Consider the following 20,002-nt stretch of genomic DNA (forward strand, 5'->3'; position numbering starts at 1 on the left):
GGTCATGGAAAAAGAACCTTCTTACAATGTGCTGGGCGGGCCGCTGCAACCCTGTTCGACCGACCCGGTGACCGGCTTTTTTCGCAATGGCGCGTGCGATACCTGTGCGCAGGATCAGGGCAGCCACACCGTCTGCGCTGTCCTGACGGCAGAGTTTCTGGCCTTTTCGAAATACGTCGGCAACGACCTGTCCACGCCGCGTCCTGAATTCGGATTTCCGGGGCTACAGCCGGGCGACCATTGGTGCCTGTGCGCGGGCCGTTTCCTGCAAGCCCACGACGAAGGCTGCGCGCCACAGGTCGATCTGGATGCAACGCACCTGCGCGCCGCCGATATCGTTCCGGTGGATATTCTGCGCAAATACGCGATAGCACCCTGATGCTGCGGCTGGCTGTATTGCTTTGCCTGTTCGCCGGGACGGCGGCGCAGGCCCAGACCACATTGCGCCCCGCCGATCAGGTCCGGCTGGACGCCCTGACCACCAGCGCCGGCACGGCCTTGCTGGCGGCGCTGGCGCGCGGATCACGCGGCGACATCGACCTGCTGCAAGAGGTGATGGAAGGCACGCCCCTAGCGCCCATTGAAACGACGCTGTCCGGCGACTGGTCGTGCAGGACGATCAAACTGGGCGGCGCCACCGCGCTGACAGTTTATGCGCCGTTTGATTGCGTGATCACACCGTCGGATGACGGCGGATTCGACATTGAAAAGACGACGGGGACGCAGCAGATGATCGGGCAGATCAGCCTGCGGCCCGAAGGCATGGTGCTGACGGCGACAGGTTACGTCGCCGATGCTGAACCGGTTTCATATGCCGAACTGCCCGACGATTACGTCACCGACGGCACGGTCTGGCCGATGGTCGGGGTTGTCGCACAAACAGCACCGGACCGCGCGCGCATCCTGATGCCGTTACCCGCGCTGGAATCCAGCTTTGACGTCCTGTCCCTGACGCGGTGACTGTGACGGCGGCGCACGCCCGTCACCCACGGGACCGGACATCAATTCCTCGATAAACAGGCTTAGCAGTTGGGGGCGGCCCGACACGGCGGCCTTGCGGTAGATCGCATTTGTCTGCGCCTTGACCGTGCCTTCGCTGGTCTGGCGCAGGCGGGCGATGTCCGGCGTCGACAGCCCCTTGATCGCGAACAGGGCCACATCGCGTTCGGCGGGTGCCAGCCCCCAATCCGCAAAGCGATCTTCGAGCAGGTCCATGAAGGCGCCGGATGCGACGCGCAACTGATCTTCGATCAGGCGATTACGGCGCACGGTGCGGACCAGCAGGATCGCGCCAAGGATCACGCCCAGCAGCAGGCCAACAGCGGCCCCCAGTTCGATCAATTCGTGGATCATCCAGCTGAATGCGAACAGCCCGGTCACGGTCGATATGATGTTGACGACAAAAAGCACGGCACTGACGGCCTGAAACAGCAGAACCAAAATCAGAATGCTGCGTGTGCTCACCATCGGATCGGCGCAGGGTCAGTCATCGTCATCGTCGTCGTCGTTGCCCCCGCGTCCCCTGCCCCGCCCACGGCCACGGCCACGGCCTTTGTCGTCGTCGTCATCATCCCTGTCGGCGCGGCGGCCACCGTTTGAGCTGCGATTGTCATCGTCGTCGTCGCCGGCTTTGCGGCCATCGTTGCGGGGCCGGTCATTATCATAGTTGCCACGCGACGGGTTGGCGACGCGTGGCACGGTCGAACCGCTGGACCGTCGCGTCCAGCTATCGCGCAAGATTTCGCCCGTGGCGGGGTTAAAGATCATTTCCCTGTCAAGCGTTGGGGAGAGCGCCCGTAACTGGATACGGCCCAGCAGGGTGCGGCTGATCTGGATTTGTTCAAACCCCTGATTCTGAAGTTGCATGATAATCTGATCCTGCACCGATTGTGCCTGCGCGAACAGGGGCGCAGACCAAAGCATCAGAACTAAAAGCAGACGTTTGCACACGGCGGGTTTCCAACATTAGAATGCCCCCGCTTATGCGCGGGGGCGAGGAAGTCTAGCGAGTTCAACGCCCTTGAGAAGGACGTTCAGTCATCATCACCGTCATCATCATCACGGTCGTCATCACGGCCGCGGCGGTTGTCGTCGCGGTCGCGGCGGTTGTCACCGCCAGCCCGGCTGCGGACGTTCCCACGGCCCCGGTCGTCATTCCCGCTCACTTCAGCTGAGCGGTCACGTCCAGCCTGCCCGCGTCCACGCTGGTCATCGTCGCCATCGTCGTCGCCATCGTCATCGGAAAACCGGCGTCCGTTGCCACCAAGTCCGGGGTCATCGTCGTCGTTGTTGCGGGTGGCGACGAAATTGCGGCGTTCGTTGCTGATCTCGATCCCGGGTGCATATGTGCGGCCGTCGGTCAACGTGCTGACTTCTTCCTTCAGAATCTCACCCGTGCGCGCGTCATAGACGACTTCAAGTTCGCGGTCGCCGCGGATGGCTTCCACCTTGACCTGATCTGAGCCGTTCACGACCTCGATCCGGCTGTAGCCCTGTTCGCGCAGGGCCGATATGACCTGATCCGAAATAGACTGCGCAGTCGCGGCGGTGCCGACTGTCGCCACGCCACAGGCCAGCATCGCGGACATCATAAAGTGTTTCATGTGGGGTCTCCCTTGGTTTCATGCAGCACGCCGTTCCCGTTTGGCGACGTGGCTGATAAATACCAAACGGCAACAACCCGCATCACGCCATTCGCACAGGGTTTAGGCGGGGCACAATAAACCTGCGGCACAACGGCTTAAACTTTGGTTTAGGGCCCCGAAACGCAGAACGCCGCCCGTGATACGGACGGCGCGCTGTCGTATGGTCGGGGTCTGGGTCAGCCCGGCATTTTCATTTCAAACCCAAGGTGTTTGGCCACGGTAAAAATGTCCTTGTCGCCGCGGCCACACATATTCATCACCAGCAAATGGTCGCGTGGCAGGTCCGGTGCGATTTTCATGACGTGTGCCAGCGCATGGGACGGTTCCAGCGCAGGGATGATCCCCTCTTTTGCGCAGCACAGCTGAAACGCTTCCAACGCTTCGACATCGGTGATCGACACGTATTGCGCGCGGCCAATGTCGTGCAGCCAGGCGTGTTCGGGACCGATGCCAGGATAATCAAGGCCCGCCGAAATGCTGAATCCTTCGAGGATCTGGCCGTCGTCGTCCTGCAACAGATACGTGCGGTTACCGTGCAGCACACCGGGGCGCCCGCCTGTCAATGATGCACAGTGTTCCATCTTGGCGTTCACGCCCTTACCGCCTGCTTCGACGCCGATGATGTTGACGTCTTTGTCGTCAAGGAACGGATAGAACAGGCCCATCGCGTTCGACCCGCCGCCGATCGCGGCGATCAGCGTGTCGGGCAAACGGCCTTCGGCGGCCTGCATCTGTTCGCGTGTTTCCTTGCCGATGATCGCCTGAAAATCGCGGACCATCGCTGGATAAGGATGCGGTCCGGCGACCGTGCCGATGCAATAGAATGTGTCGCGCACATTGGTCACCCAGTCGCGCAGCGCGTCGTTCATGGCGTCCTTCAGCGTGCCGCGACCGGACGTGACGGGAATCACCTCTGCCCCAAGCAGACGCATGCGGAACACATTCGGTGCCTGGCGTTCGACGTCATGCGCGCCCATGTAGACCACGCATTGCAGGCCGAATTTCGCACAGACGGTTGCGGTGGCAACGCCGTGTTGACCGGCACCGGTTTCCGCGATGATGCGTGATTTTCCCATGCGGCGGGCCAGAATGATCTGACCCAGCACATTGTTGATCTTGTGGGCACCGGTATGGTTCAGTTCGTCCCGTTTGAGATAGATCTTGGCGCCACCAAAATGATCGGTCAGCCGTTCGGCAAAGTATAGCGGGCTGGGCCTGCCGACGTAGTGGGTCCACAGGTCATGCATTTCCGCCCAGAAACTGTCGTCGGTCTTGGCGTTTTCGTACTGCGCTTCCAGCTCAAGGATCAGCGGCATCAGGGTTTCGGATACGAAACGCCCGCCGAAATCACCAAAGCGGCCCTTTTCGTCGGGGCCGTTCATGAAGCTGTTGAAAAGATCGTCCGGCATGGGCCCATCCTTGGTCAAAGTGCCTGTCAGCAGTATCCCTGTCGCGCCCTGCGTTCAAGCGGTCGCGGCGTCACGTCACAGGGCGCGGACCGCAGCGCAGAAATCACGGATCGCATCCGCGTCCTTGTCGCCCGGTGCGCGTTCCACACCTGACGACACATCCACCATCGGCGCACCCGTCCGGGCGATGGCATCCGCCACATTGGACGGCCGCAATCCGCCAGCCAGCATCCATGGCACAGTCCAACGGACGTCTTTGAGCAAATCCCAGTCAAACGCGTGGCCATTGCCGCCCGGCAGATCGCTGTCGTTGGGTGCCTTTGCATCGACAAGCACCTGTTCGCACACCGCCATATAGGCATCCAGTTGCGCCAGATCGTCGGCGTTTTCCACCCCGATGGCTTTCATCACGGGCAGTCCGCTGCGGTCGCGAATTTCGGTCACCCGTTCTGGGCTTTCCGATCCGTGCAATTGCAGCATGTCCAGCGGCACCCGTGCCAGCAGTTCGTCAAGCGCCTGATCGTCCATATCGACCACCAGACCAACCTTTTGCACACCCAGCGGCACGACCAGCGACAATTGGGCCGCCTGATCCAGTTCCAGATGGCGCGGCGATTTGGAAAAGAAAACCATTCCGATATCATCGGCGCCACATGCCACTGCGGCAGCGACGTCCTGTTCCGTGCGCAGGCCGCAAATCTTGATACGTGTGGACACGTCAGCCCGCTTTTCTGCGGGGGGCATCCAGCAGGGCAATCACGTCGTCACCCTTGTCAGGCTGCGCTGTCTGCATCCGCAGTTCTGCCACTTCCTTGCGCAGGCGGGCCAGTTCCTTATCCTTGCTGCGGGCATCCACCCGTTCGGGATATTCGCGGATCCATTCCCAGACCAGTCCGACCAGCAAACCGATGCCCGCCGCCAGAAAGATCACGATGAACAGCGGCAGCGTCACGTTGGGCGAAATGTTCAGCAGGTCGGCAAAGGGCGTCGGCATTGCCTGCAATGTCGTCGCGTCCCGATTGGCAAGACCCACAAGGATCAGGACAACCGCCACGATCGCCCAAAAGACGTATTTCAAGGTTTTCATCGCGTCAGTCCTTATCAATGGCGCAGAACGGGATCAGGACCCGTTCAGGCGGTCGCGCAGCAGTTTGCCTGTCTTGAAGAATGGCACATGCTTCTCTTCGACTTCAACCGATTCACCCGTCCTTGGGTTCCGCCCAATCCGACCGTCACGCTTTTTGACAGAAAACGCCCCAAAGCCGCGCAGTTCGACACGTTCGCCACGCACAAGAGCGTCAGTGATCTGATCGAATATCGTGCTGACGATCCGTTCAACGTCACGCTGATACAAATGGGGATTATCATCGGCAATCTTCTGTATCAGCTCCGACCGGATCATCTCACCCTCCACATGCATGTCGTGTGTCCGGGGTCCAAAAGGTCCCGCCACCGTGTCCAAGTTTATTACCGATCTGCGCAAGTTTGAAAACGTCGTTCACAGATTCTGCCGCGAAAAACGTAATTGACGCAGCCACCGGCGCGGATTTTCATGAAATTGTTATAGTTTATGGAACAGTTGCGCATTCGCGCAGCGTTATGGGCAACCGCGTTCCCCGGGCCGATTCGCGCAAGCAGATATAAAAACGGCCCCGCCAGATCGCTCTGGCGGGGCCGTTCCGTCATCATTCAATGAAGAAAGGTTACTCGTCGCCCTTCAGCGCCGCACCCAGAATGTCGCCCAGCGATGCGCCGGAATCAGAGGAGCCGTACTGTTCGACAGCTTCTTTTTCTTCCGCGATTTCGCGTGCCTTGATCGACAGGCCCAGCTTGCGGGTCTTTGAATCGATATTGGTCACACGCGCATCGACCTTGTCGCCCACGCCGAAACGTTCGGGGCGCTGTTCGGACCGGTCACGCGACAGATCGGAACGACGAATAAAGGATTTCATGCCTTCATAATCGACTTCGATGCCGCCGTCTTCGATCTTGGTCACTTCGACCGTGATGATCGAACCGCGCTTCACGCCACCAATGGCGTCGGCAAAGGGATCACCGTCCAGCGCCTTGATCGAAAGCGAGATACGCTCTTTTTCGACGTCGACTTCGGATACCTTGGCCTTGACCATGTCACCCTTGCGGAAATCGCCGATGACGTCTTCGCCACGGCCTTCCCATGTCAGGTCGGACAGGTGGACCATGCCGTCAATGTCGCCTTCGAGGCCAACAAACAGACCGAATTCGGTGATGTTCTTGACTTCGCCTTCGACTTCGGTGCCTTCGGGGTGCGTTTCAGCGAACACTTCCCATGGGTTGCGCTGTGTCTGCTTCAGACCCAGCGACACACGGCGTTTCGCGCTGTCGATTTCCAACACCATCACTTCGACTTCCTGAGAGGTCGAAACGATCTTGCCGGGGTGCACGTTCTTTTTGGTCCATGACATTTCGGACACGTGAACCAGACCTTCGACGCCGGGTTCCAGTTCGACGAATGCACCGTAATCGGTAATGTTCGTCACGCGGCCGGAATGGGTGGAATCAAGCGTGTACTTGGCTTCGACGGCATCCCACGGATCGTCCTGCAGCTGTTTCATGCCCAGGCTGATACGGTGGGTTTCCTTGTTGATCTTGATGACCTGCACCTTGATCGTTTCACCGATCGTCAGGATTTCGGACGGGTGGTTCACACGGCGCCACGCCATGTCGGTCACGTGCAACAGACCATCGACACCGCCCAGATCAACGAACGCACCGTATTCGGTGATGTTCTTGACGACGCCGTCAACTTCCTGGCCTTCGTGCAGGTTGCCGATGACTTCGGCGCGCTGTTCGGCACGGGATTCTTCAAGGATGGCACGACGCGACACAACGATGTTGCCACGGCGACGGTCCATTTTCAGGATCTGGAACGGCTGTTTCAGACCCATCAGCGGGCCAGCATCGCGCACGGGGCGGACATCAACCTGAGAGCCGGGCAGGAACGCGACAGCGCCGCCCAGATCGACGGTGAAACCACCTTTTACGCGGCCAAAGATCGCGCCATCGACGCGCAGTTCATCGGCATAGGCCTTTTCCAGACGGTCCCAAGCTTCTTCGCGGCGGGCCATTTCACGCGAAATGACGGCTTCGCCACGTGCGTTTTCGACCTGACGCAGAAACACTTCAACCTCGTCACCGACGGACAGGTTGGGCTCTTCGCCGGGTTCTGCAAATTCCTTAAGATCGATGCGGCCTTCCATCTTGTAGCCGACGTCGATGATGGCTTGTCCCGCTTCGATCGCGATGACCTTGCCCTTGACGACCGAACCCTCGGAGGGGGTGTCGATCTCGAAGCTCTCGTTCAACAGGGCTTCGAATTCTTCCATGCTTGTGTTGCTTGCCATGTGGCGCTTTTTTCCTAATCTGACGTTTTATACGGGCCGAACGGTTGTCTCCGCCGGTCTTTGGATTGCAATTGGCCGCATCATCGATACGGGACATAAAACAACAGGGCCGGTACAATACCGACCCTGCTCGAGTCTCATGCCCGCACCTGTCTCGATGCTTCGGCCTGCGTTGCATACTACGCAGGCCGCCATATCGCAAGCCCCGCCGGGTCAGTCGATCCGGGTGAACAGGCGATCTTCGGCGCGGCGCACCTTGGCGGCATCCACCAGCCAGTCGCCTTCGGCGGCACGGTAGCCCAGAACCAGCATCACCGACGACCGCAGCCCGCGGTCCCGCAGACCCAGAATTTCGTCAAAGGCATCGGGATCAAAGCCTTCCATCGGGGTGCTGTCAACGCGGTGTGCGGCGGCGGCGACCATCGCCACGCCCAGCGCAATATAGGCCTGTTTGGCGGCATGCTGGACATTGATGTCGGCATCGCGGCCCACCAGATTGCCCTTCAGTCCTTCGTAGTACTGACGCAACTGGTCGGTGACACCGCCGCGCGCAGCACCGGTTTCGTCGCGGACCATGTCGATGCGGTCGTTGGTGTAGTCATCCCAGACGGCGAACACCAGAACGTGACTGCCGTCGACAAGCTGCTTCTGGCCAAAGGATGCGTCTGACAGCTTGGCGCGGATATCCTTGTTGGTGATCACCAGCACTTCGAACGGCTGGGTGCCGCTGGATGTGGGTGCCAGGCGCAGCGCTTCCAGAATGGCGTCGACCTTGTCGTCGGGCACGGTTTTCGACGGGTCCATCTTTTTGGTGGCGTAACGCCACTGAAGGTCATCCATCAGCATGATCGGGTCATTTCCTGTCATTTCCACGCCCAATTGCGGGCTGTGTTCTGTGTTTGAAATAGGGGACCCCGGATCAGAAAGTAGCGATTTTGTCGCACATGGGATGTGCGGCGATGCAGTCAGTCGCGCGCGGGCAAGGCACGGGTGACGATGGCAATGGCCTGCGCCAGTACGGCGTCAGCCGACAGGTCCGACGTGTCAAGGATCACGGCATCAGCGGCAGGTCGGAGGGGGGCTGTCGCGCGATTTGCGTCGCGGGCGTCGCGGGCCTGTACGTCCGCCAGAATGGCAGCACGGTCAGCAGGCTGGCCGCTGTCGCGCAGTTCCAGATACCGCCGTTCCGCGCGGGTTTCGGCGCGGGCAGTCACGAACAGCTTGACCGGGGCGTCGGGGCAGATGACCGTGCCGATGTCACGCCCGTCCAGCACCGCGCCCCCGTCACGGCGGGCAAAACCGCGCTGAAAATCGACCAGCGCCTGCCGCACATCGGGGATCACGGCGACGCGGCTGGCGGCATCGGCCACAGCCTGCGTGCGCAAGGCGGGATTTTCCAGATCGGCAGGGTCAAGCCCGCGCGCCACGTCGATCGGTGCGCCCCCGGCCAAGACACCTGCGCCGACCGCACGATACAACAACCCCGTGTCCAGATAGGCAAAGCCGAAATGCGCGGCCAGCGCGCGCGACAGCGTGCCCTTGCCCGCCGCAGCAGGACCGTCGACAGCGACCGTCAGCTTCATGCGCCCGACCGGGAAAGTTGCGCGCCCAGATCGGCCATCAACGGCTCGAAGATCGGAAAGGATGTCGTGATCGGGCGACCGTCGTCGACGCTGACCGGCTGCTGCGCCGCCATGCCCAGCACCATGAACGCCATGGCGATCCGGTGGTCCAGCCGGCTGGCGACGGTCGCACCACCGGGCACGCCACCGGCCCCCAGACCATGCACGCGCCACCAGTCAGGCCCGTCATCCACGATGACACCGCAGGCGCGCAGGCCCTGAGCCATCGCGTCGATCCGGTCGCTTTCCTTGACGCGCAGTTCTTTGACGCCCTGCATGTCGGTGACGCCGCGGGCGCAGGCCGCAACGACCGACAACACGGGATATTCGTCGATCATACTTGCCGCACGATCCGGCGGCACGCTGATACCCTGCATGTCGGGGCTGTAGCGGGCGCGCAGGTCGGCCACGGGTTCGCCGCCTTCGATCCGTTCGTTTTCATAGGTCAGATCGGCGCCCATGTCGCGCAGGGTGGTGAACAGCCCCGCACGGGTCGGGTTCAGGCCGATCCCCGGCACCAGCACGTCGGACCCCGGCACGATCAGCGCTGCACAGACCGGAAACGCGGCAGAGCTGGGATCACGCGGCACGGCGATCTGCTGGGCTTGCAGTTCCGGCTGGCCCTGCAGCGTGATGATACGGCCTTCGTCGGTATCCTCGACCGTGATTTCAGCGCCGAAACCGGACAGCATCCGTTCGGTATGGTCGCGGGTCGGTTCGTGTTCGATCACAATGGTTTCGCCGGGCGCATTCAGCCCCGCCAGCAGCACCGCGGATTTCACCTGCGCGGACGGCACCGGCACGGTGTAGCGCACCGGCAGCGGATCGTGTGCGCCCGCGATGGTCATGGGCAGACGGCCACCCTCGCGGCCGACGGCGTGCGCGCCGAACAGGGCCAGCGGGTCGGTTACGCGGCCCATCGGGCGCCCGTTCAGCGATGCGTCGCCGGTAAAGGTCGCGGTGATCGGGCTGGTGGCCATCGCCCCCATGATCAGCCGCACACCAGTGCCGGAATTGCCGCAGTCGATCACGCCATCGGGTTCGGCAAAGCCACCAACGCCGACGCCCTGCACCGACCACGCCCCACCGCCGTGATCCGTGACGGTCGCGCCAAAGGCCCGCATCGCCCGCGCGGTGTCCAGTACATCGTCGCCTTCCAGCAGGCCGGTGATGCGCGTTTCGCCAATCGACAGCGCGCCCAAAATCAGCGCGCGATGCGAAATTGACTTGTCACCCGGCACAGGGGCCGTGCCGGTCAGCGGCCCGCAGGGCGAGGACGTCATGGGAATGGGGGTGCCGTGGCCGGACATATCGGGCTTCCTTTGCTGCGCGTCCGATCCCTACCCCACCTGCCCGTGAGGGAAAAGACCGGACAGGTGGTCAGGGCGCGTCAGCCTGTGGTGGTTTCGCCGTCACGCAGGAATGTCAGGTAGTGCGGCGTGCGGTCTTCGCGGATCGCCTTTTGTTCGTAGCGGGTGCTGATCCAGTCGTCCCAAGGGTCCCGCCAGTCGGCGGGGCGTTCGGCGGTCCATGTGAACCCCGCCTGCGGCACCTGTTCCAGCGTCTGGCGTACGTAATCGGGAATGTCGGTCGCCACGCGGAATTCGGCACCCGGTTTCATGCAGCGCGCCAGCGGTTGCAGATGTTCCTGCGTGACGAAGCGCCTGCGATGGTGGCGCGCCTTGGGCCAGGGGTCAGGGTAGTTCAGGAATGCCTTGTCCAGACAGGCATCGGGCAAGACGTCGAACAGATCGCGCACATCGCCGGGATGGACGCGCAGGTTGTCGACATCGGCCTGCCGGACCTTGCCCAGCAGCATCGCCACGCCATTGATGAAAGGTTCGCAGCCGATGATGCCGACATCGCGGTTGGCCTGCGCCATGCCGATCAAATGTTCGCCACCGCCAAATCCGATTTCCAGCCACAGCGGTTTGCCGTCAAAGATCGCGTCGGGGTCAAGCGGGGTGCGGTCGGGGTTCACATCCCAACCGACCGGACCGGGCGACAGATTATCCAGATCGTTGTCCAGATAATCCTTTTGGCTCGCACGGATCGTCTTGCCCTTGAAACGGCCATAAAAATTGCGCCACGGGGCGCCAGAGGGGTGTCGGTCCTGTGTCATGGCGGTCCTTTAGACCAATGACACCCCTCGCTGCAAGTTACAGGCTGTCGGACAGAAAGGTCTGCAACCCGTCCCATGATCCCTGATCGGCAGTCAGGTCGTAATCGTCAGACCCGAACACGGTAAAGCTGTGGCGCGCACCGCCGAAAACCTCTGCCCCGTGGGTGACGCCAGCCGCGTTCAGATCGGTCAGTAGGCTGGCCAGCGCGTCCATGCCGGACACCGGATCGGCAGAGCCGTGGAACAGCATGACCGGGGCCTGCACGCCTGAATAGTCCTGCCCCTCTGGCAGGTCGAGCCCGCCGTGGAAGCTGACGAAACCGTCGATATCAGCGCCTGCGCGCGCCGCTTCCAGAACGGCGGCCCCGCCGAAACAATAGCCGATCATCACGATGTTATCCGTCGCACCGGTGATGTTCGCGGCTTCTGCGATGGCCCCCATCAGACGCGCGCGAAAGGTGTCGCGGTCGCCGTACATCTCGCCCGACAGCGCCTGATACTCTTCCATGCCCTGCGGGTCGGTATCGGCGCCGTAAACGTCGATGGCAAATGCGGTATATCCCTGTGCCGCCAGCATGTCGGCGCGGCGTTCTTCGTAATCGGTCATGCCGTCCCAGTCGTGGACGATCAGCACTGTGCCGCGCGGCGTTTCCAGATCGGTGTTGGTGGCGACGTAGCCTTCGAACGTGACGCCGTCGATGTCGTAGCTGTGGTATTCACCGATCAGCTCTGCCTGTACGGCACCCGCGATCAGGCTGGCGGCGGCGGTCATGGCGATGGTTTTCATGTGTCTCTCCCTGAGGTGACTGATGGCGTGGATGTAGTGCTACGCAGGGTAAAGTCGCGGGCGGGATGCAGGATATGTGCGGCGGCAGGATGCCGCAGCATAACATACGCACCTGCAATGCCCGGTGTTTGGACCTTTGCCCCCTGCGTTGATCAAAGGAATTTCGGCTTGCAGCTTTTAAGCAGCCGTCGCGTTTTCAACTTTGCGCGCCATCCTAACCTACGGCCGTTGCTGACCGGTTCCAAAGACGAGATATTTGAAACTGGTCAATTGCTCTGCCCCGACTGGTCCGCGTGCGTGCATTTTACCTGTCGCGATCCCAATTTCGGCACCCATACCAAACTCGCCCCCGTCCGCGAACTGGGTTGACGCGTTGTGCATGACGACGGCTGAATCAATGGCCGTCATAAAGCGTTTTGCAGCCTCCATATCTTCGGAGATGATCGCGTCCGTGTGGCCTGACGAATGGTCCTGCACGAATGCAATGGCCTCGTTCAGGTCACCTACAATTTTGACAGAGATGATATTGCTTAGATATTCTGTGTCCCAATCTTCGTCGGTTGCGGCAACGATGCCCGGCAGAATACCTTGCGCTTCGGCGTCACCACGAAGTTCGCAATCCCCAAGGGCCTGCGCCAAGCGCGGCAACACACCAGCCGCGATGTCGCGGTCGATGACAACGCACTCTGTCGCGCCACAGATGCCGGTCCGGCGCATTTTGGCGTTCTGAACGATGCCAACGGCTTTTTCGATATCTGCGCTGGAATGGATGTAACTGTGGTTATTGCCATCCAGATGCAGCAGCGTCGGCACCCGTGCCTCTTTTTGCACGAGCGAAACCAATCCGCGTCCGCCACGCGGAATGACCAGATCAACCGTGTCTGTGCTGTGCAAAAGCAGCTTGACGGCCTCGCGGTCACGGGTATCGACCAGTTGAACGGCATCTTCGGGCAGACCTGCCGCCTTTAGGCCCGCTGCCAGACACGCGACGATAACGCGCGAGGAATGCAGGCTTTCGGAACCGCCGCGCAGGATGACGGCATTGCCGGATTTCACACAAAGCGCACCCGCATCGGAGCCCACGTTGGGGCGGGATTCGTAGATCATCGCGATGACACCGATCGGCACACTGACGCGGTCGATCTTCAGGCCATTGGGTCGATCAAAACTTGCAAGGGTCCGGCCCAACGGATCGGATTGTTCCGCGATGGCGGTGACGGCGTCCGCCATGGCGGCCACGCGGTCTTTGGTCAGGGTCAAGCGGTCGATAAACGCCGCGTCCTTACCGCTGATGCTGTCCAGATCGGCCGCGTTTGCAGTCAGAATTTCGCTCGTCCGCGCGCGCAGTTCCTTTGCCGCTTCGTGCAATGCCTGATTGCGCTGTTCTGCTGTCGCCAAAGCAAGCTTTTGCGCCGCGGTTTTTGCGCGCTGGCCAAGCTGTGCAACGATTTCTGTGACGTCCATCGGCTTTGTTTCGATGCTCATATCGTTCATATCATGTCTCCTGTAGGCTGCGCGTGTCGCGCGGTATTTATTTCAACGCGGCGGCGCGTCGATATGCGGCCTGCACCGTATCATCCAAAAGCGCGTCCAGTTGCCCGCCACGTCGCAACGCGTCCAATCCGGCCTGTGTCGTGCCGTTCTTGCTGGTCACGGAGTTTCGCAAATCTGCCAGCGACGCATCCGACTGTCGGGCGGTCTCAATCGTGCCGGCGATGGTATCAAACACCAGCGTGCGGGATGTCTGTTCATCAAACCCCAAGCGCATTGCGGCATCCACATAGCTGCGCATGATCTCGAACACATATCCCGGCCCGCTACCACTTACAGCGGTGAGCCGGTCGATTTCATCCTCGCTGGCGAGGGGGACACAGCTGCCTGTCTGAGAGATAAACGCGGTGACTTCATCGATCTGCTGTTTGGTGCAGACCGGATTTGCATAAAGCCCCGACACCCCCATCCCGACCATGGCCGCCAAATTGGGCATGACGCGCATAATCGCGGCTTCGCCGACGATACCCGCCAATGTGGCCACACTGCAGCCTGCCGCGATCGACACAAAACAGCCGCCCGGTTTCAATGCGGCACTGTAATCGGGCAGCAGGTCAGCGATCATCTGCGGCTTGATGGCGATGACAATGACGTCAAATTCTGCCGTCGGCAGCGATGTCGCTTTTGTGACATGCGTCACGCCTTTTGGCAGGTCTATGGCTGCGGGATCGGCGACCGTAAACTGGTTGCCGTCGTGATTGACCCATTGACGCAACATCGCGCCACCCATCTTGCCACATCCGAGCAAAAGTATCTTCAATTTCGGTCTCCTTGTCTTCGACCGTCCTGCACACATCGTGTGCCGCACCCTTTTGATGGGGCGCTGGATCAACCGGTAGATTTTTATCGGCGCCAAGCGGAGCAAATAGGCAAACAAACTGCGCTGCATCGCAGCAACCTGTTTGCATTCGCAGCGGGAGTGCGTGTTATACGACCCCCGAACACCTGAATGAGGGCTTGCTATACGGCTACGTCCAAGGACGCAAACGGATAGTATTTTCCTACTTAAAACAAACTGTTAACGGAGATGCTATATGTCGACGAAGAAAAAGATCGTGATCAAGATCGGATCAAGCTTGCTTGCCAATAGCGACAATCTGACACTGCGTTATGCTTTTATGAACGGCCTGCTAAGCGACTTGGCGCAGCTTCAGCGAGAGGGACATAATATTGTTTTGACGTCGTCCGGATCGGTTGCGCTGGGGTTGAATATGATCGGAAAACGACCCGAGGACGCAGGCATTCTGGACAAGCAGGCAGCAGCCGCCTGCGGTCAGCCACTGCTGATGAACGCCTACCGTCAGGTCGCATCAGAGTACGATCTGGAAGTCGCGCAGATGCTGGTGACCGTCGAAGATATGGAAGAACGCCGCCGTTTTCTGAACATCAAAAACACCATGCTAAGATTGTTCGAAAACGACATCATGCCGATCATCAACGAGAACGATACCATTGCAACGCGCGACCTGCGTGTTGGCGACAATGACCGTCTGTCGGCCAAAGTGGCCCAAATGGTAGAGGCGGATAAACTGATCATCCTCACCAGTGTCGATGGTCTGTATGATCGCGACCCGTCGGATCCTGACGCGACTTTCATCCATGAAATCGAAGACGTCAGCGAGCATCTGGATTCAACCACCAGCATCAGCGCATTGGGCAGCGGCGGTATGCTGACGAAAATGCATGCGGCAAATATGGCGCAGAATGCGGGCGTCGAAACGATTATTGCAGAGGGCATTATCGAACGTCCTGTGTCCTCTGTTCTTAACAACGAGCGCCGTTTCACGCGCTGTCTGGTGCGGGGCGAAACAGCTTCGCCATTGAAAGTATGGCTTAGCAACCGGCTACAGGTGTCCGGCGCGCTCGTCGTCTCGAATGAAGTTGCAGAAGGCATCGTGACCAAAAAGCGTGGGATCAGCCGGATGGACGTCACCTCGCTTCAGGGCGATTTCACCAAGGGCGACGTTCTGCACGTATATGATGAGGATGGTCAGGAAATCGCCCGCGGGCTGACAAATTTCTCGTCCGAAGAAACAATGCTGCTGGCGCGGCATCTGGATATGCCTGTCGAGAATGTCATCGGCTACAAGACGAAGAGCGATATCATTGGCGCCGAAAACATCCTCGTGCTTGAGGAAAATCATCTTCAGCTTGAAGCACCTGAACACGATCAGAAAATCGTTGTTCCAGCATAATCAATCGCGCGCGACCGGGCCCGATGCATCCGGCGTATCGGGCGCATAGCCTGCTTTCGCAGTCTTCATGACAGCAAAAAGGGCGGGCCAATGGCCCGCCCTTTGCAACACTCAGAACACCGATCAGACCGCGCGGGTCAGGGCGTCGGCAAGGTCGGTGCGTTCCCAGCTGAAACCGCCGTCGTCCTGCGGCGCACGGCCAAAGTGGCCATAGGCCGCCGTGCGGGCATAGATTGCGCGGTTCAGCCCCAGATGCGTGCGGATGCCCTGCGGGGTCAGGTCCATCACCTGCGGAATGATCCGTTCCACTGCGGATTCGTGGACCTGTCCGGTGCCGTGCATGTCGACGTAGATCGACAGCGGTTTGGCGATGCCGATGGCATAGGACAGTTGCAGCGTGCAGCGGGTCGCCATGCCGGAAGCCACGATGTTTTTCGCCAGATAACGCGCGGCATAGGCGGCAGAGCGGTCCACCTTGGTCGGGTCCTTGCCGGAAAAGGCGCCACCACCGTGCGGGGCGGCCCCGCCGTAGGTATCCACGATGATCTTGCGGCCCGTCAGGCCCGCATCGCCGTCCGGCCCGCCGATCACGAATGTGCCGGTCGGGTTGACCCACCATTCGGTCGCATCGGTGATGAAACCGTCGGGCAGCGTTTCGCGGATATAGGGTTCGACGATGGCACGGATATCGGCCTGCGACTGGGCATCGGATTCGTGCTGGGTGGACAACACGATCTGCATGACCTCGACCGGTTTGCCATTGGCATAGCGCAGGCTGATCTGGCTTTTGGCATCGGGGCGCAGCAGCGGTTCGGCCCCGGATTTGCGCACCTCTGCCAGACGGCGCAGGATGGCGTGGGCATACTGGATCGGCGCAGGCATCAGGTCGGGCGTTTCGGTGCAGGCGTAACCGAACATGATCCCCTGATCGCCGGCCCCTTCGTCCTTGCCTTCGGCGCTGTCGACGCCTTGAGCGATATGGGCAGACTGGTTGTGCAGCAGGTTCGTGATTTCCACAGTTTCGTGGTGGAACTTGTCCTGTTCGTAACCGATGTCCTTGATGCAGGCGCGGGCGATGTCGGGCACGCTTTGCTTGAATTCCGCCAGACGGGATTTGTCGGACAGGCCGACCTCTCCGCCGATGACGACGCGGTTTGTCGTGGCGAATGTCTCGCAGGCGACACGCGCTTCGGGTTCTTCTGCAAGAAATGCGTCAAGGATGGCGTCGGAAATGCGATCACAGACCTTGTCAGGGTGACCTTCGGAGACGGATTCCGAGGTAAAAATGTAGTCTTGGCGTGCCATGAAAGTGCTCCGGTAATGTGATCCCGTCCCGTCAGGAAGCCGTTGGAACGGGGGATGATGCGGCGTAGGCGGTTGCTATAGAGGGGTCAAGCGGCAACTTTATGGCCGCGCCGCTTCGCCCCCCAGGTGGCGCAGAGCCCCAACAGAACAAGCAACATAACGGGCCAATCGCCCCACCGTGTATAGACTGTGGGCGACAGCGCGGGTGGCAGTGCCGCGTCGATGTGGCCCGCCTGTCCCAATGGCAGTGACGCAAGGATCCGGCCGCGCGCGTCGATCATTGCGCTGATGCCGGTGTTGGCGGACCGCACCATCGGCAGGCCCTGTTCGATGGCCCGCAGTCGGGCCTGCGCCAGATGTTGTTGCGGGCCTGCCGCCTCGCCGAACCAGGCGTCGTTCGTGATCATGACCAGTAGCCGGGGTCTCGCGCCCGCCACCGTGATTTCTTCGGCAAAGATACCTTCGTAGCAGATCAGCGCCCGCGCGGCGCCGATGCCCGGCAGGTCGATCAGCGACTGACGCGGCAGGCCTTTGGCAAAGCCGCCGCCATCGGACGGGGCAAGCCCGCGCACACCCAGCGATTTCAGCACGTCACCAAAGGGCACATATTCCCCGAACGGCACCAGATGGGATTTGTCGTAAACGTCCTGCACCTGCGCACCACGCCCTAACACGATCAGGCTATTGTAATACTGTCCGTCTTCGACCCGGTTGATCCCGGTGATCAGCGGTGCGCCACGGGCGGCGTCGGCCATCGCTTCCAGTTCGGGCCAGGAATAATCAAGCCGGACGGGAATGGCGGTTTCGGGCCAGACGATCAGGTCCGGCACGGGGTCCGCGCGGGTTGCATCCATCATCCGGTTGAAAAACACGCGATTGCGTTCGGGGTCCCACTTTTCATCCTGCGGTGCGTTGGGCTGCACGATGCGGATCAGCGGACCATCCACCGTGTCTGCCGGACCGGGGGCCAGCAGCGGCAGGGCAAGGCCTGCCAGAACAGCAGGGACACCCCCCCACCAGCGGCCACGGGCCAGCATCACCAGCCCTGCAGAGATGATCAGCAATAGCAGCGTCAGCAGATGTGGCCCACCAAAGGCCGCCAATTGCGACAAGGGCATCGGGATCAGCGCATGGCCGATCAAAGCCCACGGAAACCCGGTGAACAAATAGCCGCGCAACGCTTCTGCCAAGGTAAGGCACAGGACCAATGCGGGCAGACGCCCTGCCCCGATCAACCGCGCGGCGGCAACGGCCACGACCCAGAACAGGGTTTCGCGTAGCGCCATCAGGCTAACACCCAAGGGGGCAGCCCAGCCCCACGTCGCCGCATCCACCAAAAACGGTTCTACCAGCCAGCGCAGGGTGAACCCGAAATACCCCAGCCCCAGCGCACCCATGGCCACCATTGCGGCGCGCAGGGTCGGCGCAGTTGTCAGGACCGCCAGCGCCAGCGCCCAGCCCAGCATGGCAGCGGGCCACAGATCAAAGGGAGCATGCGACAACGCGATGAACACGCCAAGCGCCAAAAGCCCGGCCAGCCGCAGCCAAGCGGATGCAGTCCAGACGCGTGCCAGTGTCATTGTCAGGCCTTTGGCATGCGCACCCGCAGCCGCTTGATGCGGCGCGGGTCGGCATCCAGAACCTCGAATTCGGGACCGTCAGGGTGCTGAATGACCTCTCCCCGGACGGGCACATGCCCTGTCAGCATGAAGACCAGACCACCAAGACTGTCGATTTCCTCTTCGTCGATTTCTTCGTGTTCGGTCAGGTTCATGCCGATTTCGGCCTCGAACTCTTCCAGTCCGGTCTTGGCTTGCACGATGTAGACGCCGGGCGATTCTTCGGTCCAGCTTTGCGCTTCTTCGACATCGTGTTCGTCTTCGATCGCACCGACGACCTGTTCGATCAAATCCTCGATTGTGACCAACCCGTCTGTGCCACCGTATTCGTCGATCACAAGTGCCATATGGATGCGTTCGGTTTGCATCTTTGCCAGCAGGATGCCCAGATGCATCGAGGGCGGCACATACAGCAGCGGTCGCAGCAGTGCGCGCAGATCAAAGGCGGTCGCGTCACCGTTGAAACCGTATTTCAGCGCAAAATCCTTGAGGTTCACGAACCCCATGGGTGTGTCCAGCGTACCGTCGAACACCGGCAGACGCGTCAGACCGCTTTGACGGAATACCTCGACCAAATCGTCCTTGGATGCTGTAACGGGCGAGGCGGTGATATCCGCCTTTGGAACGGCGACGTCCTCGACCTTGAGCCGGCGCAGGTTCAGCATCCCCAACATGGGCGCTGCGGCCCCGCTGGCGCGCAGGTTTTCCGGTGTCAGGTCACGGGTGTCATCATTCGGGCTTAGTGCCTCGAACAGGCGCGCGAAAAATCCGCGACTGTCATCTTCGGTCTGGTCGTCGCGACTGTCTGTTTCGCTTGACCTGTCATCGGTGTCGTTCATTGGCCCTCTGCCTGATCGTGCCTTTACCCGGCGTCTTCGCCATATGGGTCCGCATACCCCATAGCGACAAGTATCCGCGACTCCAAGCCTTCCATCAAGTCGGCATCGCCGTCGCGTTCGTGATCGAACCCCAGCAGATGCAGGGTTGCGTGCACAATAAGATGCGTCGCGTGTTCAGCGATGGGTTTTGCTGCGGCTTCGGCTTCTTTGGCACAGGTATCATAGGCGATGGCGATGTCGCCCAGTTCCGGGTCGGACGGGTCGGGTGGCGGCGGCATTTCGCCGTCGATCCCGGCCGCACGTTCATCCGACGGCCACGACAAAACGTTCGTCGGTGACGGCTTGCCGCGAAAATCGGCATTCAGCGCCGCAATCCGCACATCATCGCAGCCCAGCAGGCTGATGTCCCAATCATCGGGGTCCAGACCGACCTCTGCCAGTGCGGCCGCACAGGCGGGTGCGGCCAGCGCCGCAAGGTTCAGCGCATCCCAGCGCGGATCTTCGCAAATCAGATCAACGGCCATG

The 20,002-nt window shown here is 60.8% G+C and carries 22 protein-coding genes and 1 riboswitch; of the genes, 3 read left to right on the forward strand and 19 right to left on the reverse strand.

Annotation, left to right across the window (positions count from 1 at the left end; all coding sequences use genetic code 11):
• Positions 1 to 4 precede the first annotated feature (4 nt).
• Positions 5 to 379, forward strand: coding sequence for a DUF2237 domain-containing protein (locus GZH79_RS12785; protein ID WP_211644162.1), 375 nt, complete (start codon positions 5 to 7; stop codon positions 377 to 379).
• A complete protein-coding gene (locus GZH79_RS12790; RefSeq protein WP_211644163.1) occupies positions 379 to 960 on the forward strand; it encodes a DUF4893 domain-containing protein in 582 nt (193 codons plus the stop codon). The genes GZH79_RS12785 and GZH79_RS12790 overlap by 1 nt, the downstream gene beginning before the upstream one ends.
• On the opposite strand, the gene GZH79_RS12795 is transcribed toward GZH79_RS12790, so the two are convergent.
• From GZH79_RS12795 to GZH79_RS12865, 15 genes are all read right to left on the reverse strand, one after another.
• Entirely contained in the window at positions 913 to 1,467 is a 555-nt protein-coding gene (locus GZH79_RS12795; RefSeq protein WP_211644164.1) for a LuxR C-terminal-related transcriptional regulator, read from the reverse strand. The two genes, GZH79_RS12790 and GZH79_RS12795, sit on opposite strands and share 48 nt — an antisense overlap.
• A gap of 15 nt (positions 1,468 to 1,482) precedes the next feature.
• Positions 1,483 to 1,866 carry a hypothetical protein gene (locus tag GZH79_RS12800; protein WP_211644165.1) on the reverse strand — a complete coding sequence of 128 codons (384 nt, stop codon included), beginning with the start codon at positions 1,864 to 1,866 and terminating at the stop codon, positions 1,483 to 1,485.
• Between the two features lie 167 nt (positions 1,867 to 2,033).
• Complete coding sequence (locus GZH79_RS12805; protein ID WP_211644166.1) at positions 2,034 to 2,603, reverse strand: PepSY domain-containing protein; 570 nt, start codon at positions 2,601 to 2,603, stop codon at positions 2,034 to 2,036.
• 218 nt (positions 2,604 to 2,821) lie between these two features.
• On the reverse strand, positions 2,822 to 4,054 hold the full coding sequence (gene trpB / locus GZH79_RS12810) for a tryptophan synthase subunit beta (protein ID WP_211644167.1): 1,233 nt from the start codon (positions 4,052 to 4,054) through the stop codon (positions 2,822 to 2,824).
• Between the two features lie 75 nt (positions 4,055 to 4,129).
• Positions 4,130 to 4,771, reverse strand: coding sequence for a phosphoribosylanthranilate isomerase (locus GZH79_RS12815; protein WP_349291200.1), 642 nt, complete (start codon positions 4,769 to 4,771; stop codon positions 4,130 to 4,132).
• A gap of 1 nt (position 4,772) precedes the next feature.
• Entirely contained in the window at positions 4,773 to 5,141 is a 369-nt protein-coding gene (locus GZH79_RS12820) for a LapA family protein (RefSeq protein ID WP_211644169.1), read from the reverse strand.
• A 33-nt stretch (positions 5,142 to 5,174) separates the two neighbouring features.
• Positions 5,175 to 5,474: an integration host factor subunit beta gene (ihfB, locus tag GZH79_RS12825; RefSeq protein ID WP_283094808.1), complete on the reverse strand. Its 300-nt coding sequence runs from the start codon at positions 5,472 to 5,474 to the stop codon at positions 5,175 to 5,177.
• A gap of 283 nt (positions 5,475 to 5,757) precedes the next feature.
• Entirely contained in the window at positions 5,758 to 7,437 is a 1,680-nt protein-coding gene (gene rpsA, locus GZH79_RS12830; protein WP_211644170.1) for a 30S ribosomal protein S1, read from the reverse strand.
• Positions 7,438 to 7,650: 213 nt separating this feature from the next.
• The gene (locus GZH79_RS12835; RefSeq protein ID WP_211644171.1) at positions 7,651 to 8,283 is read right to left on the reverse strand and encodes an NAD(P)H-dependent oxidoreductase; all 633 of its coding nucleotides are present in this window, start codon (positions 8,281 to 8,283) and stop codon (positions 7,651 to 7,653) included.
• A 119-nt stretch (positions 8,284 to 8,402) separates the two neighbouring features.
• On the reverse strand, positions 8,403 to 9,020 hold the full coding sequence (locus tag GZH79_RS12840; protein ID WP_211644172.1) for a d(CMP) kinase: 618 nt from the start codon (positions 9,018 to 9,020) through the stop codon (positions 8,403 to 8,405).
• The gene (gene aroA, locus GZH79_RS12845) at positions 9,017 to 10,369 is read right to left on the reverse strand and encodes a 3-phosphoshikimate 1-carboxyvinyltransferase (RefSeq protein ID WP_211644173.1); all 1,353 of its coding nucleotides are present in this window, start codon (positions 10,367 to 10,369) and stop codon (positions 9,017 to 9,019) included. Before aroA ends, GZH79_RS12840 begins: the two co-directional genes overlap by 4 nt.
• An 80-nt stretch (positions 10,370 to 10,449) precedes the next feature.
• Entirely contained in the window at positions 10,450 to 11,181 is a 732-nt protein-coding gene (locus tag GZH79_RS12850) for a tRNA (guanine(46)-N(7))-methyltransferase TrmB (RefSeq protein WP_211644174.1), read from the reverse strand.
• Between the two features lie 37 nt (positions 11,182 to 11,218).
• The gene (locus tag GZH79_RS12855; protein ID WP_211644175.1) at positions 11,219 to 11,968 is read right to left on the reverse strand and encodes a dienelactone hydrolase family protein; all 750 of its coding nucleotides are present in this window, start codon (positions 11,966 to 11,968) and stop codon (positions 11,219 to 11,221) included.
• A 219-nt stretch (positions 11,969 to 12,187) separates the two neighbouring features.
• Positions 12,188 to 13,462: a glutamate-5-semialdehyde dehydrogenase gene (locus GZH79_RS12860; protein WP_211644176.1), complete on the reverse strand. Its 1,275-nt coding sequence runs from the start codon at positions 13,460 to 13,462 to the stop codon at positions 12,188 to 12,190.
• Between the two features lie 37 nt (positions 13,463 to 13,499).
• Positions 13,500 to 14,279 carry a pyrroline-5-carboxylate reductase gene (locus tag GZH79_RS12865; RefSeq protein WP_211644177.1) on the reverse strand — a complete coding sequence of 260 codons (780 nt, stop codon included), beginning with the start codon at positions 14,277 to 14,279 and terminating at the stop codon, positions 13,500 to 13,502.
• Between the two features lie 274 nt (positions 14,280 to 14,553).
• On the opposite strand from GZH79_RS12865, the gene proB reads away from it, so the two are divergent.
• Complete coding sequence (proB, locus tag GZH79_RS12870) at positions 14,554 to 15,714, forward strand: glutamate 5-kinase (protein ID WP_211644178.1); 1,161 nt, start codon at positions 14,554 to 14,556, stop codon at positions 15,712 to 15,714.
• 123 nt (positions 15,715 to 15,837) lie between these two features.
• Here the strand turns inward: proB and metK are convergent, their stop codons facing one another.
• The 4 genes from metK to ybeY all read right to left on the reverse strand — a co-directional run bounded on the left by metK (position 15,838) and on the right by ybeY (position 20,001).
• A complete protein-coding gene (gene metK / locus GZH79_RS12875) occupies positions 15,838 to 17,019 on the reverse strand; it encodes a methionine adenosyltransferase (RefSeq protein WP_211644179.1) in 1,182 nt (393 codons plus the stop codon).
• Between the two features lie 5 nt (positions 17,020 to 17,024).
• A riboswitch (SAM-SAH riboswitch) is annotated at positions 17,025 to 17,073 on the reverse strand.
• Positions 17,074 to 17,105: 32 nt separating this feature from the next.
• On the reverse strand, positions 17,106 to 18,599 hold the full coding sequence (gene lnt, locus GZH79_RS12880) for an apolipoprotein N-acyltransferase (protein WP_211644180.1): 1,494 nt from the start codon (positions 18,597 to 18,599) through the stop codon (positions 17,106 to 17,108).
• Between the two features lie 2 nt (positions 18,600 to 18,601).
• A complete protein-coding gene (locus tag GZH79_RS12885) occupies positions 18,602 to 19,477 on the reverse strand; it encodes a hemolysin family protein (protein ID WP_211644181.1) in 876 nt (291 codons plus the stop codon).
• A 23-nt stretch (positions 19,478 to 19,500) separates the two neighbouring features.
• Positions 19,501 to 20,001 carry an rRNA maturation RNase YbeY gene (gene ybeY, locus GZH79_RS12890; protein ID WP_211644182.1) on the reverse strand — a complete coding sequence of 167 codons (501 nt, stop codon included), beginning with the start codon at positions 19,999 to 20,001 and terminating at the stop codon, positions 19,501 to 19,503.
• Between the last annotated feature and the right edge of the window lies 1 nt (position 20,002).

The sequence above is a fragment of the Loktanella sp. SALINAS62 genome, from assembly GCF_018263905.1.
Lineage (GTDB): Bacteria > Pseudomonadota > Alphaproteobacteria > Rhodobacterales > Rhodobacteraceae > Loktanella.